Source organism: Ensifer sp. CCNWLY38, from assembly GCF_037120565.1.
GTDB lineage: Bacteria > Pseudomonadota > Alphaproteobacteria > Rhizobiales > Rhizobiaceae > Ensifer > Ensifer adhaerens_H.
This window is the reverse complement of sequence record NZ_JBBBBO010000011.1, coordinates 98,548-115,096: the sequence shown is the minus strand read 5'-3', so window position 1 is coordinate 115,096 and position 16,549 is coordinate 98,548. Positions and strand designations below refer to the sequence as shown.

Sequence of the window (16,549 nt, the reverse complement as noted above, 5' to 3'; positions counted from 1 at the left end):
TCACATGGTCGATGCGAGCGAGAAAGGTCCGATCCTGGTGTTTCTTGGTCCGACGCTTCGGTTGAGCGAGGCGGAGCCGGTTCTCGACGCCGTCTACCTGCAGCCCGCCGCGCAAGGCGACATTCTGCTTGCCGCCCACGCATTCCGCCCGCGGGCGATGGTCCTGATCGACGGGCAATTCGAGGACAGGCCGGCTGTCCGACACAAGGAAATCCTCTGGGCGATGGCACAGGGGATCGTCGTGATCGGCGCGGCAAGCATGGGCGCGCTCAGGGCGGCGGAGCTCAGTGAATTCGGCATGATCGGTGTCGGCCTGATTTACAGGTGGTATCGGCGCTGGCGGCTTGCTCCCGATGATGCGGTCGCCGTTCTTTCGGGACCGGCGGAGCTTGGCTTTCTTCCTTTGACAGACGCACTGGTCGATCTCCAACGGACGTTCGCCAACCTGACACGCCGGAGTTTCATATCGGCAGCCGAGCGCGACTTGCTCGCCACAATGGCGCGAAACATGAACTTTCGAGAGCGCCGGTTCGATGCGATTTTACGGGATGCGGGATGGCAGGAGGAGAGGTTCAAAGAGCTGCGCAAGGAGATGGTGGGACAAAAAAGACTGGACGCCCTCCTGGCACTACGAAGCGCGCGGGCCCTTGTGATGCAGGAAAATGCGGGGCCCGTGAGCTGTGCGTGGGTTGCAACGAACACCTTTGTCCGGGATCTTGAGGCGGGCGGCATTGACTCAAAATTAGCAAACACTTATAAATTGAATCCTTAATCCCAGATTTTTCAATCGAGGGGGGCAATTGTGCGATGCGTCTGCTTCGGGACGATGCCCTCGACTCTGGAAATGCGCGTGTCGGCACGCGCTTTTGGATTTATCCCCAGCCCCCCTTCATTCCCGGATACGAACAGCCCGATCGTGTGTGGCTATCGATACCACGCGACGAAATAGGCGAAGGCCCGAGCGACCTCTCCATGTATGTCGCGGATCCGCTCTATGACAAGCAGCCCTATGGCCTCGCGAGCTTGCCGCCATTCGGCGGAGCGAAGCGAGCGCCGGTGACGCCGGGTCCGGACCGTCACTTCGACAACGTCGATCCAACTTCACGTCCATTTCTTGCTGTTCACGCCTACGCCTGCGTGCGTTTCGTTCTCGACATTTGGCAGAGCTATTTGGGGCGACGGGTCCACTGGTTCTTCGATCAGACCTTCCCAAGGCTAGAGATCGTTCCATTTGTCGATTGGGACAATGCTCAAGCGGGCTACGGCTTTCTGGAACTGGGTTGGTCCGACGTCGACGGAATCCTGAGACCCTACGCATTGAATTTCGACACGATCGCGCACGAGGTCGGGCATCTGATCATGCTCTCGGAGACGGGCGTGCCAACAGTGACATCGCCCGATAGCGACTTCTTTTCGTTCTCCGAAGCCTTTTCGGACTGTGTTTCACTGATCTCGTTCTTGCATTTCGATTCCGCGATTGACCGGCTCCTGCGGCGAACGAGAGGCAATCTGCTGCTCTACAACGAACTGAACCGTTTTGCGGAAACGAGCCCCGAAACGCAGATCCGCCTGGCCACCAATTTCCGGCGAATGTCCGCCACTACCCGCGAGGTGCACGACCGCGCGCTGCCGTTCGTTGGTGCCATCTTCGATAGCATCGTTGCGCTTTATCATCGCGATCTGGTTGCGAATGGTTGCGCCGACAGGCGGCTTCTGGATGTCGATATCCGGGAACTGGCGCGGGACGAATTTGATACATTTCGGCAGGCGACCGCGGAGGCCTTCAGCACCAAGCCATTATATTTCAAGCTGGCATTGACCGCCGCGCGAGACGCGGTGGGTGCGGCACTCGCGACGTCATTGAGCACACTCGATCTGAACACACTGCGCCTTGAGCAGGCGGCAGACGCCATCGTCGCCTCGGCGGACGGGCCGGCGGCTGAACTGCTCGAAGAGAATTTTGCCTGGCGTGAAATCACCGCTTCACGGTGAAACAAAGGAGGGAAAGATGAGTGGCTGCTGTGTTAATCCCGTTGTTGGAAAACCTGTAGAAGCAAAGGACCTAGAAGATGTAATTAAATATAAATCGTATCGCCCAGGAGATATTAGATTATATGGACGCCCGACAAAGTTCTATGAAAAGAAGAATAAAGATAACAATATTAGAGAAATTTTAGAGGGGATTGAAGATAAGCTGCGATCTATTGAGGATAAGGGAATAGTTGATGATATAAATAGAATGATTGTAGAGCTTATTGATTACATAAAGAAAAGCTCTGGCATCGTGGGGGATGGAGTAACAATCGCAGTATTTGATGGAAAGGACTATAGTTTCCTTCCTGTTACTTTGGGTGGTGAAGTAGAATATATTAATAGCATTGGCGTGATTTATGGCTATGCCTATGAGGGGCATTGCTACAAGCTGCCAAAGCCGCAGATCATGTGCCTATCCGAAAGGCCGACGGCAATCGCCAAGGGCGATTGCGGCTGCGATTGTGGATTTGATCCGGCATTCGGCTATGCTGTTTGGTCGATCGACAAGCTGGAACGTGCGATATCTCTCGACATCCGCGCCGACAATCTCAAGACTTTGGTGCTGGACGAGAATCTGCCAGGCAACCGGTCGCCGCTCGCCTATGCGCAGACGATGGCGTTGGCCCCACAGCGGCAGCGGGACTGACGGGAGTGCCCTTTTTTCCTCGGGAGCTCATGGCCTGACACCCGATGAGTTCCCAATCTTCCAGCTTGGCAACTGCGCGATTTTCGCCGGACCGGACAGACTTTTGCAATGAACGACGCTACGTCGGCGAGTTCAGACCGGCGGGCAAGCAACGCAATCAAATGGCTATTGTGGCGCCGGTCTCACCGAAGCATTCGCCTCAGGTGGAAACTCGCGAGCCGATCGTCCGAGTTTCGACCAACGAGCTGCAAATGACGCGACTGTATGGGGATCACCCGCCCCCAACTGTTCGAAAGCTTCCGACCGCAGCGAGAGGCGACATCATCGACTTTGCCCGGTCGCTGGCGCGGCCGGGCAGGTGAGGGCGGGGATCTGTTGGTCCGCCCTCGCAGGTCGAGCAGGAGCCCGAACGCCTGGCCGTTCCGGCTCCGCGAGGGTTACTCCGCGAAATGAGTCAGCCAGTGGCGCGGTTTGTTGTCCGCCAGCTGTGCGACCCGGTCGATCTTATTGCTCATCACCCAGGCCATGGGCTGCTGGTGCAACGGCAACATGATCATTTCGTCCTTGACCATCTGGAGTGCCTTGGTCTGCAGCTCGAGCCGTTTCGTCCGATCCATTTCGGTCGACGCCTGGATGACGAGCTTGTCAATCTCCGGATAGCTCCAGCCACCCCAGTTGAAGACGCCCGCCTTATCGCTCCTAGTCTCGATCATCTGGAGCAGGATCGAGTAGCTGTCGAGCATCGGCTCGTTCGCCCAACCGATGATGTAGACGTCAGAGAGGCCACCCGTGCGCTTGGGTGCCTGTGCGGCCGTCGGGCCGATGTCAAGCTGCGGCTTGAAGCCGGCGCGGCTCAGCATGTTGACGATACTCTGGCAAAGCTCCTCCTCGTTGACATAGGCCTCGTTGGTGCAGACGAGAGTGAAGGGCAGGTCGGTTGCGCCAGCTTCTGCCAGAAGCTTCTTCGACACTTCGGGATCGAACGGCACGACCTTGTCGAGCGCTTCGCTATATCCGGGGATTTCCGGCGCAATGATCGCGCCCGCCGTTCTCGACTTGCCGCGCATCACCCGTTTCTGGATGAGTTCCTTGTCGAGCGCGTGGGCGACGGCCTGGCGGACACGCAGGTCGTTGAACTTGTTGTCGACCCCGTCGGCCAGTTTCGGCTTGCGGTTGAAGCCCATCATGATGGTGCGCAGGTCCGTGCGCTCCATGACCTTGAGATCCGGCTGCGCCACCAGGCGCGGAAGATCCTGCGCCGGCGCGTTCTCGGTGAAGTTGATCTCACCCGATAGCAATGCGGCGACGCGCGTCGCGGCCGAGACGATCGGCGTGAACTCGATGCGATCGATGTTGGACTGCGACTTGTCCCACCACGCATCGTTCTTGATGAGAACGGTCTTGCTGTCGGGCGCGCGGCTCTCGAGCTTGAACGGACCGGTGCCGTTGGTGTGGTAAGTGGCGTAGCCTTCGATCTTCTTGCCGACGTCCGTTGGCTTCAGCGAGTTGTTTTCGGTCAGCCAGGTGGCGTCGAAAATGTGGATGTTCGTCAGGTCGTTCAGAAGCAGCGGATAGGGGCCGGTGAGTTCGATGTCGACGGTGTGGTCGTCCACCTTCATCGCTGATTTGTAGGCGGGGAGGTTGCCGCGAAGCGGTGAGTCGGGATCACTAACCCGCGTGAGGGAGGCGATCACGTCGTCCGCGCTGAAATCGGCCCCGTCGTGAAACTTGACGCCTTCGCGCAGATGGAACCGCCAGACCGTGTCCGATACGGTCTCCCAGGACGTCGCCAGTGCCGGCTCGATCTTCAGTTCGGCATCAAAACGGACGAGCCCCTCATAGACGTGGTTGAGGAAGGACAGCGTATAGCTGTCGCCATAAGAATAAGGGTCGAGCGAATAGATATCGCGCGAAGCACCCCATTTGAGCGTTTCCGCGTGGCCCGGCGCGGAAAGCGCAGCCGACATGACGGCTGCAAGCACTAATTTCTTGAGCATTCTGCTGTTCTCCTTGGTTGAGGTCACCTGTCCCCTGAACGGGAATCTTCTTCTTGAAGAGGCAATGACGGCCTGCCGGCCGTACATCTGGTCGCAAGATACGGGTCGGCGGTGGCGCGGCCCGTCGTCGGCGCAGGCATGACCGGGTCGATCTGTCGGTTGCCGCCCGGACCATCGACAGTTCGTGCGAGGAACGCCCCTCCCTGGCCAGCGAGGCAGTCATGTCGAAACCCCCGGCGACGCTTGGAAACGCCAAGTCCGGTTGTCGATCAGCTCATTCGATAGCCAGCGCACGCACCGCCTGGACACAGGCTCGTCCCCGCACCCCTTCGTGGGTGCGGTTGAAGAGCTCAGGTTCGATTTGGGACGTGGGAACGGGGATCGAATGTAGAGGTGTCAGGCTAGCTCGCCCGGTGGCGCGGGTCGGCGTTGGTGTTCTTCCCCGAAAGTCGCGCGGATACGCCGGCGCGTCGTCTTCCAAAGACCTTGCATCAACCTGCTCCTCCCTAGCTCGTTGCTGCTGATCGGAACCATCGCACGCCAAAAGTATTTGTCAACGTATTTGTCGACAATTTTGGATACGACATGTTTGATGATTGTCGACAATATTGAAATGCTACAGCTGCACGATCAGGCGCGCGGGCGGCTTGCCGCAGTTTTGGTAGCAAAGTCAGGGGCTTGTTCGGCTCGGGCGTGGGGTTGCCACTCAACGACTGGCCATCTGTCGCCCGAGGCCTTCACTTCGCAACGAATTTCTCGTCGTTGCTGCCGCAAGAAAGTACGTCGATGCGGGCGCGAACGCGGGCGACGCCTTCGGAAATGCTCGTACTCGGAATGGACGAGTATCCCATGCGGAAATAGCGGCAAGGCTGGTCGCTTCTTGGGAAAAAGGGCGAGCCGGATTCGACCAGAACCCCGTCCTGCCGCAATTCGCTGACCAGCCGGTCGGCGTCGAGTCCTTCCGGCCCTTCCATCCAGAAGGACGTGCCACCGAAGGCCGAGGAGCCGGCGATCGTCAGATTCTCCCGGCGCAGCGCCTCGGCCATCAGCACGTGGCGCTTGTGGTACTCGGTGCGCATGCGGTGCAGCACGGCGTCATAATGCCCGAGCGCCAGAAAATAGGCAGCCGTGCGCTGCAGGTGGCCGGGCGGGTGGCGCAACATCAGCGAGCGAAGCGCGCGCGCCTCACGGATGAAGGGCGCGGGAGCGACGAGATAACCGAGCCGAAGCCCGGGAAAAAGCGATTTCGAGAAGCTGCCGATGTAGAGAACGCGGCCCGTCGGATCGAGCGCCTTCAGCGCGGGCGAGGGAGGGGCGAGGAAGCTGATCTCGAATTCATAATCGTCCTCGACGATGACGAAGTCCTTCTCCTCGGCGGCCTGCAGCAGTCGCGTCCGCCGATCAACCGGCATCGTTGCGCCTGTCGGCGAATGGTGGCTCGGCGTCACGAAGACGGCGTCGACCTTCTCCGGCAGGGCATCCGGCGACAGGCCTTCGCGGTCGACGTCGACGGTCGTGACATCGGCCCCGCTGAGGAGCAGCGACGCGCTGATATCCGGGTGGCACGGGTTTTCGCAGACGGCGGCGGAGCCCTTGTCGAGGATCAATCGGGTGACGATCCAGAGCGCATTCTGCGCGCCGACGGTGACGAGGATTTCGTCCGGCGTCGCATGAATGCCGCGCCGCGGCAGCGTGCGCGAGCAGATGTAGTTGACGAGCCGCACGTCGTCGGCAGCGGCAAAGTCGCTCGCCATCAGCACGAAGTCTTCCCGCGCCAGGGCTCGGCGGGCGCAATCGCGCCAGGCGTTGAGATCAAAGAGTGTCGGATCCATCTGGCCATAAAGGAAGGGAAACGGATAGCGTCGCCAGTCGAGCGGCTTGGGCACCTGGCGCACCACGTCGAAATTCATCTTGATCTTGCGGCTCCAGTCCACCGGATCCGCGCCGGCCGCTGGGCGGTTGCCCTCCACATCCATGCCGGGCGGGTTGCCGGAAATCCGGTAGGAACTGCGGTTGACGGCTTCGACATAACCTTGGTTGATCAGTTCCTGATAGGCGAGGGTTACCGTGATGCGCGAGATCTGCAGATAGTCGGCGAGCTTGCGCGTTGATGGCAGATGGGCGTGCGGCTGAACCCGGCCGGCCAGCACGGCCGAGACGATCGTCTCGCGCAATTGCGCCTGCAGGCCGATCCCGCTTTCGCGGTCGATGAAGAAGATGGTTTCGGAAACGGTTATTTGCACGCCGCCGCCCCCCAACGACGCTAATCTGGATCTATTCAACTTCCAATCTGGATATAACGCAAGCTGGATCCCGGCCTTATCGTCATCAGCAAGACCGGAAAAACGGTCAGGGAACAATCAAAGAGGAGGACGAAGTATGCTACATGGACATTTCAGACGACTGGCCGCGGCGGCCAGCATCGTGGCGAGCCTTGCCGCATCGGGCGTCGCCTATGCGGAGACGAAGGTCGTCGTCGGCTATCAGCAGATCGTCGGCCCGTTCGTCGCCGCGATCGCCGATGGCCGCTTCGATGCTGCCGCCAAGGAAGCGGGTTATGCGATCGACTGGCGCCAGTTCAGCTCGGCCGGCGATATCACCACGGCGCTCGCCTCGGGCGACGTGCCGATCGGCGTTCTCGGTTCGACCGGTACTGCTTCAGCGGCAACGCGTGGGGTCGAACTGCAGCTCTTCTGGATCCTCGACAATATCGGCCAGTCGGAGGCGCTTGTCGCCCGCGACGAGTCGGGCATCGAAACGCCCGCGGACCTCAAGGGCAAGAAGGTAGCCGTGCCCTTCGTCTCGACCTCGCACTTCCATCTGCTTGTCGGCATGAACAAGGTCTGGAACGTCGATCCTCGCGAAGTGGAAATCCTCAACCTGAAGCCGCCGCAGATCGTTGCCGCCTGGCAGCGCGGCGATATCGATGCCGCCTATGTCTGGCCGCCGGCGCTTTCCGAAATTCAGAAGACCGGCAAGACGATCTCGGATTCCGAAGTGATCGGGGCTGCGAGCGTGCCGACCTTCGACGGGCTGGTGGTCGACAAGGCCTGGGCCGCGGAGAACCCGAAACTCATGGAAGCCTTCACCAAGGTTCTGGCGCAAGCTTACGCCGACTACAACGCCAACAAGGCGGCGTGGACGGAGGAATCGCCGCAGGTGGAGGGCATCGTCAAGCTGATCGGCGGCGATGGCCCGAGCACGGTGGAGGCTCTGCGCCTGCTTTCGTTCCCGAATGCGGACGAGCAGGCCTCCGAGGTCTGGCTGGGCGGTGGCGCCACGCGGGCGCTGACCGAAAGCGCCAAGTTCCTGGTCGAGCAGAAGCAGATCAGCAACGCGCTCGACGACTACGGCCCTTACGTGAACGCCGACTTTGCCAAGGCAGCGGCGCAATAGGCTACTCTCTCGACTGCGCCGGCCCTGAGGAGCGGCCGGCGCACCATCATAGACCGTGACCGAGGTGCAGGGAGGCATTTCTCATGGAAACATTGAGCGTCAGGAACATCAGTCTGACCTACCCGGGCCTGTACTCGGATCAGGCGATCATCGCCTTGAAAGGCGTCAATCTCACCATTAACAGCGGCGATTTCGTCGTCGCCCTCGGCGCATCTGGCTGCGGCAAGACGACCTTGCTCAACCTGATGGCGGGCTTCATGGCGCCTTCGGAAGGTGACATCACGCTCGGCAACCACCAGGTCAACGGACCGGGTGCGGAGCGCGGCGTGGTCTTCCAGAAGCACGCGCTTCTGCCCTGGCTGAACGTGATCGAGAACACGGAATTCGGCCTCAAGCTGCGCGGTGTCGACAAGGCGACCCGGCGGGAGCTTGCGACCAAGAACCTGGCTCTGGTGGGCCTGCAGGACTTCCACCGCCACATGATCTATCACCTCTCAGGCGGCATGCAGCAGCGCGTCGGTATCGCGCGGGCGCTCACCTGTGACCCGGCCATGCTCCTGATGGACGAGCCGATGGCGGCCCTTGACGCGCTGACGCGCGAGACGATCCAGGAATTGCTGCTCAAGGTCTGGCAGCTCACCAACAAGATGTTCTTCTTCATCACGCACAGCGTCGAGGAGGCGCTGTTCCTCGGCTCGCGGCTGATCGTCATGTCACCGCGTCCAGGCCGCATCACCCACACCTACGAGCTCAACTTCAACAAACGTTTTCTTGCCGAGGGCAATGCCCGCGCGATCAAGTCCAGCCCGGAATTCATCCGCATGCGCGAGGAGGTGCTCGGCATCATCTATGGCGACGAACGTGCGTCCGGCAACCCGGAGGTGGCCCATGCTTGACAGAGTGACACGGGCCAGGCCCGCCAAGGCCGGCAAGATCTTCGGCGCTCCGGGTGACGGAAGCAGCGGATTGATCAGCTTCGCAACGACGATCGTGATCGTTGCGCTCTGGTTCCTCGTTACCGAGTCCGGCTGGGTCAAGCCGTTGTTCCTGCCATCGCCGCTTTCGGTCTGGGACAAGTTCATGCTGGCGCTAACGGACGGTGTTTCGAACTCGACGCTGATCGAGCACACGCTCGCCAGCATCAGTCGCGTCTTCGGTGCCTTCCTGTTGGCGCTGGTGACGGCGGTTCCGATCGGCATCCTGATGGGCGTCAACCGCTTCGTGCGCGGTCTGTTCGACCCCATCATCGAATTCTACCGGCCGCTGCCGCCACTTGCCTACCTGCCGCTTGTCATCATCTGGCTCGGCATTGGCGAGTTCCCGAAGGTGTTCCTGATCTATCTGGCGATCTTCGCGCCGATGGCGATCGCGGCAAGGGCAGGGGTGCGCTCGGTCTCCACCGAACAGATCCACGCGGCCTATGCGATGGGCGCCACCCGCGGGCAGGTCATCAGCCAGGTCATTATGAAGGCCGCCTTGCCCGAGATCTTCACCGGCATGCGCATCGGCATCGGTGTCGGCTGGACGACCCTGGTGGCGGCGGAAATGGTGGCTGCCAACCGAGGCCTCGGCTTCATGGTTCTGAACGCAGCCGAAAACCTCGAAAGCGACACGGTGATCATGGGCATCTTCATCATCGGCATCTTCGCCTTCGCCTTCGATCTGTTGATCCGCTACCTCGAAAAGGCGCTGATCCCCTGGAAGGGCCGCCTCTAAACAGGCGTCAGCTTCGACACTCCATTCGTACCCCGGCCTGGCGGCCTTTGAAGACGGCGTTTCCCGTCTCCGGCGAAGCCATGCCTTGCGACCAAGCCAAAGGACAGGAAGATGACACTCTCTGCAACCGATCTCAAAACCTTGTTCGATGCTTTCAACCGGCACGACATCGATGGGGTCATGCACTTCTTCTCGGAGGACTGCGTGTTCAACGCGGTCGGCGGCCCGGAGGTTTACGGCAACCGCTTCGTCGGCACTGGTCCGATCTCCGATGCCTTCAGCGGCGTCTGGACATCGATGCCGGATGCCGAATGGGGCAATCACAGCCATTTCGTCGAAGGTGACCGCGGCGTGTCCGAATGGACCTTCTCCGGCACGGCCGCCGACGGCAGCCGCATCGAGGCCGAGGGCTGCGACCTCTTCACCTTCCGCAACGGCAAGATCGTGCGCAAGCAGGCGTTCCGCAAGAACCGCCCGGTCCTGCAACCCCGCTACTGACGGCTGGAGCGAAAGCCATGCAACTGCGCGCCACACCTCTCAAGCCCGCACGGCAGCCGTTTGATCCGGCCTATGATCCCAACCATGCCCGCAGCCCCGGCACGGGCAAGGACTATGCACCGACCTACTGGATCGGCACCGCCGGCCCGGAGCCGGAGGACGACGGTCCGGTCACCCGCGACATCGATGTCGACGTCGCCATCATCGGCTCCGGCTATACCGGTCTCTCCTGCGCCATCCATCTGGCCCGCGAGCACGGCATCAAGGCGACCGTGCTGGAGGCCAACGGCGTCGCCTGGGGGTGCAGCACCCGCAATGGTGGGCAGGCGCAGATTTCGGCCGGCCGACTGAAGCGCTCGCAATGGATCGCCCGCTGGGGCGTGGACATTGCCCGCAAGATGCACGCCGAGATTTCCGAAGGGTTTGAGCTCTTTCGCTCGCTGATCCGCGAGCCGGAAATCGACTGCGACCCGCAGGACGGCGGCCACCTCTATATCGCCCACCGCGACAAGATGCTGCCGGCGCTCGAAAGCGAAGTGCGTGTCCTCAACGACACCTTCGGCTACCGTGCCCGTATGGTCTCCCGCGACGAGATCCATCGCGATTTCGTCCGCGACGAGGAAGCGCGCGGGGCGATGTACGAGCCCGACGGTATGGGCATCCACGCAGCCAAGCTCGCCTTCGGCTATCTGAGGCTCGCGCGCAGGCTGGGTGCCAAGGTGCATACGTCGAGCCCCGTGCTTGAGTGCACCGCCAAGGGCGGCGTGCATTATCTGAGGACGCCCGGTGGCACCGTCAGGGCACGCGCCGTCTGCATCGCCACGGCCGGCTACACCTCGCCTGGCATGAACGCGCTCACCCGTCACAGGCTGATGCCGATCCTGTCGAACTCGATCGTGACCCGGCCGCTGACGGATAGCGAACGGCAGGCGCTGAATTTCAAGGCGCGCATACCGCTCACCGACACGCGCACACTGCGCCATTACTACCGCATGCTGCCCGACGGGCGAGTGCAGATCGGCAGCCGCAGCGCCATTACCGGCCGCGACGCCAGCAACCCGAAGCATCTCGAACTGCTTCTCTCCGGTCTCTACCGCAAGTTCCCGGCGCTTCGCGGCATCGATATCGACTACTCCTGGTGGGGCTGGGTCGATGTCAGCCACGACATGATGCCGCGCATCTTCCAGCCGGATCCGGGCCAGAGGCTGTTCTACGCCATGGGCTATGGCGGCAACGGCGTCATGTACTCCGCCCAGGCCGGCCGCCGCATGGCCCAGATGGTTGCCGGCAAGGGCGGCGGTCTCGACCTTCCGATTTTCACCACGTCCCTGCCGGGCCACGGACTGCTGACGCCGTTCCGAAGGCTTGGCCAATGGGGAATGTACCGCTGGTACTACCTCCGCGACGAGATCCTCTAACTCTTTGAAATAATACCAGGAAAGGAACCACCCCATGAAAATGACCACCGAAGAAGCCTTCGTCAAAGTCTTGCAGATGCATGGCCTCGAACATGCCTTCGGCATCATCGGCTCGGCGATGATGCCGGTGTCGGACCTTTTCCCGAGGGCCGGGATCAAGTTCTGGGACTGCGCCCATGAGACCAATGCCGGCATGATGGCTGACGGTTTCAGTCGTGCGACCGGCACGATGTCGGTTGCGATCGGCCAGAACGGCCCCGGCGTCACCGGGTTCATCACAGCGATCAAGACGGCCTACTGGAACCACACGCCGCTCCTGATGGTCACGCCGCAGGCGGCCAACAAGACGATCGGGCAGGGCGGTTTCCAGGAAGTCGACCAGATGGCGATGTTCGAAGAGATGGTCTGCTACCAGGAAGAGGTGCGCGATCCCTCGCGTATCCCGGAAGTGCTCAACCGTGTCATCGAAAAGGCCTGGCGCGGCTGTGCGCCGGCGCAGATCAACGTCCCGCGCGACTACTGGACCCAGGTGATCGACGTCGACCTGCCGGCGATCGTTCGCTTCGAGCGTCCCGCCGGCGGCCCGCAGGCGATTGCGGAAGCGGCAAAGCTGCTGTCGGAGGCGAAATTCCCCGTCATCCTCAACGGCGCTGGCGTCGTCATCGGCAATGCCATCTCCGATTCCATGAAGCTCGCCGAGCGGCTCGATGCGCCGGTCTGCTGCGGCTACCAGCACAATGATGCCTTCCCCGGCAGCCACCGCCTGTCGGTCGGCCCGCTCGGCTACAACGGTTCGAAGGCGGCGATGGAGCTGATCTCCAAGGCCGATGTTGTCTTGGCGCTCGGCACAAGGCTCAATCCCTTCTCGACGCTTCCGGGCTACGGCATCGACTACTGGCCGAAGAACGCTTCGATCATCCAGGTCGACATCAATGCCGACCGGATCGGTCTCACCAAGAAGGTGTCGGTCGGCATCTGCGGCGATGCCAAGCAGGTCGCCCGCCAGATCCTCGAACTGCTCTCGCCGTCGGCGGGCGATGCCGGCCGCGAGGAGCGCAAGGCGACGATCCACCAGACCCGCTCGGCCTGGCAGCAGCAGCTTTCCTCGATGGATCACGAGGACGACGATCCGGGTACGGAATGGAACGAGAGCGCCCGCTCGCGCGAACCGAACCGCATGTCGCCGCGCCAGGCCTGGCGGGCGATCCAGGCCGCCCTGCCGAAGGAGGCGATCATCTCCACCGACATCGGCAACAATTGCGCAATCGGCAATGCCTACCCGACCTTCGAGGCCGGCCGGAAGTATCTGGCACCGGGCATGTTCGGCCCCTGCGGTTACGGCTTCCCGTCGATCGTCGGCGCCAAGATCGGTTGCCCAGACGTCCCGGTGGTCGGCTTTGCCGGTGACGGCGCTTTCGGCATCTCGATGAACGAGATGGGCTCGATCGGCCGCGAGGGCTGGCCGGCGATCACCATGGTGATCTTCCGCAACTACCAGTGGGGTGCGGAAAAGCGCAACACGACGCTCTGGTACGCCAACAACTTCGTCGGAACCGAGCTCAACCCCAACCTCTCCTACGCCAAGGTGGCCGAGGGTTGCGGTCTGAAGGGCGTAGCCGTCGATAACACCGCAGCACTCACCGAGGCGCTGTCCAACGCGATCGCCGACCAGAAGAAGGGGGTGACGACCTTCGTCGAGGTCATCCTCAATCAGGAGCTTGGCGAGCCCTTCCGGCGCGACGCGATGAAGAAGCCGGTACCGGTTGCCGGCATAGACCGCGCCGACATGCGCCCGCAGAAGCGGGCGTGATCCCACCGATTGCCCCGATGCCCGCCCGGAAAAACCGGGCGGGCTGAGCTTCCCGCGAGCGACCGGAATGACACCATGACCTTCACCGCCTCTGTCCACGAACGTTTCCGCAGCGTGCCCTCCGGCTTTGCGACCTATTGGCCGGGCTTTGCCGTCACCGCGGCCGTCGCCGTCGCCGCCCAGTTCCTTTCCGATCACTATGGCGCGCCGGCCATGCTGATGGCGCTTTTGCTCGGCATCGCCTTTCACTTTCTGTCCGAGGAAGGGCGCTGCGTCGCCGGCATCGATTTCTGCGCCAAGAAGGTCCTGCGCATCGGCGTGGCGCTGCTCGGCATGCGCATTAGCGTCGACCTGCTGATCGGGCTCGGCGCTGGCACGATCCTGCTTCTCATTTCTGCGATCGCCGCCACGATCGGCTTCGGCCTGCTGGCCGCAAAGCTGCTCGGCCGTGGCTGGCGGCTGGCGCTCATCACCAGCGGCTCTGTGGCCATCTGCGGCGCGTCGGCGGCAATGGCGATCGCTGCGGTCTTGCCGAAGAACGAGTTTTCCGAGCGCAATCTGATCTTCACCGTACTTTCAGTCACGGTCCTTTCGACCCTTGCGATGATCGCCTATCCGATCATCGCCCAGACCATGGGGCTTGATGCCCGCGCGACCGGCATCTTCTTCGGCGGCACCATCCACGATGTCGCGCAGGTCGTCGGTGCCGGCTTCTCGGTCTCGCCGGAGGCGGGCGAGACGGCGACGCTCGTCAAGTTGATCCGCGTCACCATGCTGGCGCCTGTTGTCCTCATCTTCTCGCTGTCACTGCGCAAGGTGCCGCAGCCCGAAGGCGAAACCGGTAAGCGCCCGCCGCTGCTGCCGGGCTTCGTCCTGGCCTTCCTGATCTTTGCGGCGCTCAATTCCTTCGGATTCGTTCCGGAACTGGTCGCCAAGGCCGGGATGGAAACTTCGCGCTGGGCGCTGCTCGCCGGCATCGTTGCCGTCGGCATGCGCACTTCGCTTCGCCGCGTGCTCGATGTCGGCGGCGATGCCGTCGCGCTGATCGTCGCCGAAACCGTCTTCATCGCCCTCTTCATCCTCGTCGGCATTCACTATCTGGGGCACGCCTGATGAAACCGCTCGACCGCATACTCGAAACCGCCAAGGCTGCTCCCCGCCACATCGTGCTCGCCGAGGGGGAAGACCCGCGCATCGTCGAAGGGGCATTGCGCGCCGTGCGCGCCCGCATTGCCGAGATCACGCTCGTCGGCAGCCGGAGCGTCGTTCAGGAGCGGCTGGAGGCCGCCGGTGGCGAGCCAGGTGAAGTCCGCATCGAGGATCCGGCGTCGTCGGCGCTGACCGAGCGCCTGGTGAACGCCTATCATGAACTTCGCCGAAGCAAGGGCATTGACGAGGCAGCGGCGGCCGCAGCCGTGCGTTCGCCGCTCGTCTTTGCCGCCATGATGGTGCGCGAAGGTGAGGCGGACGGAACGGTAGGAGGCGCGGTCGCGACCACCGCCGATACCGTGCGCGCCGCACTCCAGACCATCGGCCGTGCGCCGGATGTCGGGCTGGTGTCGAGCTTCTTCCTTATGATGCTGTGCGCCCCGCATCACTTGAAGAAGGGGGCTTTCGTCTTTGCCGATTGCGGATTGGTGGTTGACCCGGACGCCGCCGGCCTTGCCGATATCGCGGTGACGTCGGCGCGCTCCTTCGAGCAGCTCTCCGGCAAGCCCGCGAAGGTGGCGATGCTTTCCTTCTCGACCGCCGGCAGTGCCGCACACGAGCGCGTTTCCAAGGTGGTGGAGGCGACCAGGCTCGCCCATGCCGCAGCACCCGGTCTCGTGATCGACGGCGAGCTGCAGTTCGACAGCGCCTTCGTCGAGGCCGTCAGTGCCGCCAAGGCCCCCAACTCGGCGCTCAACGGCGGGGCCAATGTCTTCGTCTTCCCGAACCTTGATGCGGCGAATATCGGCTACAAGATCGCGCAGCGGATCGGCGGCGCGACGGCCATCGGCCCGATCCTGCAGGGGCTCGCCAAACCGGCCAACGACCTCTCGCGCGGCTGCAATGTCGACGATGTCTTCCACATGATCGCCGTCACCGTCGTTCAGGCCTCAGGCGGGAAATCGAGTGGGTAGGCGGAAGAGGGTCGACAGCTCACGCTACCGCTTTTGAAAGACTGCGCGCGATGTCGAAGAAGGCGCTGACAAGCTTGCCGTTGCTACGTTCGCGCAAGCAGATCAGCGCTTCGTCCATCAGCATTTCCGGCGCGTCGATCCGGATGGGAACGAGACGATTGTCCTGGCCGAATTCGGCCGAAGAGACGAAGCCGACCCCGCCGCCGGCCGCCACGATCTCGCGCACGGCCTCGCGGCCCTCGGCTTCGATGAGCGGCGTCAGAGGCACGCCGCATTGTTCGGCCATCGCTTCCAGCTTCTGCCGGGTCTTGGAGCCCTGTTCGCGCATGACGAGCGGGTGTTTGGCAAGGTCGGAGAAGGTGACGGTCTTTTGACCGGCGAGGGGATAGTCGCTGCTGGCAAAAGCGATGATCGGCGTCGAGTTCAGTTTCAGGATGTCGAAATCGCTCGATTGCGGGATTTCGCCGAGAACGCCGATATCCGCCTCGTAGGCGTGCAGGCTGGTGATGACCGTCTCGGTGTTGCCGGAATCGATCGAGACCTGCACCGTCGGATAGGTGCGCCGGAAGGCGGCGAGGATGTGCAGCAGATGGTGGGCGGCATCGGCGACGATGCGCAGCTTTCCAGCCCTCAGTGCCCGCGATTCCGAAAGAAGATCCAGCGCCTGCTGTTCGACATCGAACATCCGGCGGGTCACTTCGAGAAGCTGCTGGCCCGACTGGGTCAGCGTTACCTGCTTCTTGTTTCGGTTGAAGAGCAGGACGTCGTACTCCTCCTCGAGCTTGCGCACCTGGTCGGATACTGCAGGCTGGGTGAGGAACAGCGCTTCCGCCGCGCGCGAGAAGCCGCCGTGGATTGCCACGTTGTGGAAGGCGCGAAGCTGGACATAGCGCATGCGTGCGACGCCTTTC

General features: G+C 62.2%; 14 protein-coding genes. 11 read left to right on the top strand and 3 right to left on the bottom strand.

The features are described 5' to 3' along the window. Positions 1-4: 4 nt before the first annotated feature. From V7S54_RS23080 to V7S54_RS23070, 3 genes are read left to right on the top strand one after another with little or no spacing between them, the layout of a single operon-like run. Entirely contained in the window at positions 5-772 is a 768-nt protein-coding gene (locus V7S54_RS23080) for a TfuA-like protein (RefSeq protein ID WP_336408870.1), read from the top strand. Between the two features lie 35 nt (positions 773-807). Then, positions 808-1,992 carry a hypothetical protein gene (locus V7S54_RS23075; protein ID WP_336408869.1) on the top strand — a complete coding sequence of 395 codons (1,185 nt, stop codon included), beginning with the start codon at positions 808-810 and terminating at the stop codon, positions 1,990-1,992. A 16-nt stretch (positions 1,993-2,008) separates the two neighbouring features. Continuing rightward, positions 2,009-2,680, top strand: coding sequence for a hypothetical protein (locus tag V7S54_RS23070; protein ID WP_336408953.1), 672 nt, complete (start codon positions 2,009-2,011; stop codon positions 2,678-2,680). A gap of 437 nt (positions 2,681-3,117) precedes the next feature. Here the strand turns inward: V7S54_RS23070 and V7S54_RS23065 are convergent, their stop codons facing one another. Both V7S54_RS23065 and pdxR read right to left on the bottom strand, forming a co-directional pair. Further along, on the bottom strand, positions 3,118-4,677 hold the full coding sequence (locus V7S54_RS23065; protein WP_336408868.1) for an ABC transporter substrate-binding protein: 1,560 nt from the start codon (positions 4,675-4,677) through the stop codon (positions 3,118-3,120). 737 nt (positions 4,678-5,414) lie between these two features. Then, positions 5,415-6,920: a MocR-like pyridoxine biosynthesis transcription factor PdxR gene (pdxR, locus tag V7S54_RS23060; RefSeq protein WP_336408867.1), complete on the bottom strand. Its 1,506-nt coding sequence runs from the start codon at positions 6,918-6,920 to the stop codon at positions 5,415-5,417. 136 nt (positions 6,921-7,056) lie between these two features. Here pdxR and tauA point away from each other — a divergent pair, with 136 nt between their 5' ends. The 8 genes from tauA to pta all read left to right on the top strand — a co-directional run bounded on the left by tauA (position 7,057) and on the right by pta (position 15,638). Next, the gene (gene tauA, locus V7S54_RS23055) at positions 7,057-8,073 is read left to right on the top strand and encodes a taurine ABC transporter substrate-binding protein (protein ID WP_336408866.1); all 1,017 of its coding nucleotides are present in this window, start codon (positions 7,057-7,059) and stop codon (positions 8,071-8,073) included. 83 nt (positions 8,074-8,156) lie between these two features. Beyond that, on the top strand, positions 8,157-8,969 hold the full coding sequence (locus tag V7S54_RS23050) for a taurine ABC transporter ATP-binding protein (protein ID WP_065375984.1): 813 nt from the start codon (positions 8,157-8,159) through the stop codon (positions 8,967-8,969). Then, complete coding sequence (locus V7S54_RS23045) at positions 8,962-9,789, top strand: ABC transporter permease subunit (protein WP_336408865.1); 828 nt, start codon at positions 8,962-8,964, stop codon at positions 9,787-9,789. The genes V7S54_RS23050 and V7S54_RS23045 overlap by 8 nt, the downstream gene beginning before the upstream one ends. Positions 9,790-9,900: 111 nt before the next feature. Beyond that, positions 9,901-10,287, top strand: a complete 387-nt coding sequence (locus V7S54_RS23040) for a nuclear transport factor 2 family protein (RefSeq protein WP_336408864.1) — start codon at positions 9,901-9,903, stop codon at positions 10,285-10,287. Positions 10,288-10,304: 17 nt separating this feature from the next. Next, complete coding sequence (locus tag V7S54_RS23035) at positions 10,305-11,705, top strand: NAD(P)/FAD-dependent oxidoreductase (RefSeq protein WP_336408863.1); 1,401 nt, start codon at positions 10,305-10,307, stop codon at positions 11,703-11,705. Positions 11,706-11,739: 34 nt separating this feature from the next. Beyond that, positions 11,740-13,515, top strand: coding sequence for a sulfoacetaldehyde acetyltransferase (gene xsc, locus V7S54_RS23030; protein WP_336408862.1), 1,776 nt, complete (start codon positions 11,740-11,742; stop codon positions 13,513-13,515). A 75-nt stretch (positions 13,516-13,590) separates the two neighbouring features. Next, positions 13,591-14,628: a YeiH family protein gene (locus V7S54_RS23025; protein ID WP_336408861.1), complete on the top strand. Its 1,038-nt coding sequence runs from the start codon at positions 13,591-13,593 to the stop codon at positions 14,626-14,628. Then, the gene (pta, locus tag V7S54_RS23020) at positions 14,628-15,638 is read left to right on the top strand and encodes a phosphate acetyltransferase (RefSeq protein ID WP_336408860.1); all 1,011 of its coding nucleotides are present in this window, start codon (positions 14,628-14,630) and stop codon (positions 15,636-15,638) included. Before V7S54_RS23025 ends, pta begins: the two co-directional genes overlap by 1 nt. Before the next feature lie 19 nt (positions 15,639-15,657). Here pta and V7S54_RS23015 read toward each other — a convergent pair whose 3' ends face one another. Beyond that, positions 15,658-16,533 (bottom strand): LysR substrate-binding domain-containing protein, encoded by an 876-nt coding sequence (locus V7S54_RS23015; RefSeq protein ID WP_336408859.1) that lies wholly within the window; start codon positions 16,531-16,533, stop codon positions 15,658-15,660. Positions 16,534-16,549: the final 16 nt, after the last annotated feature.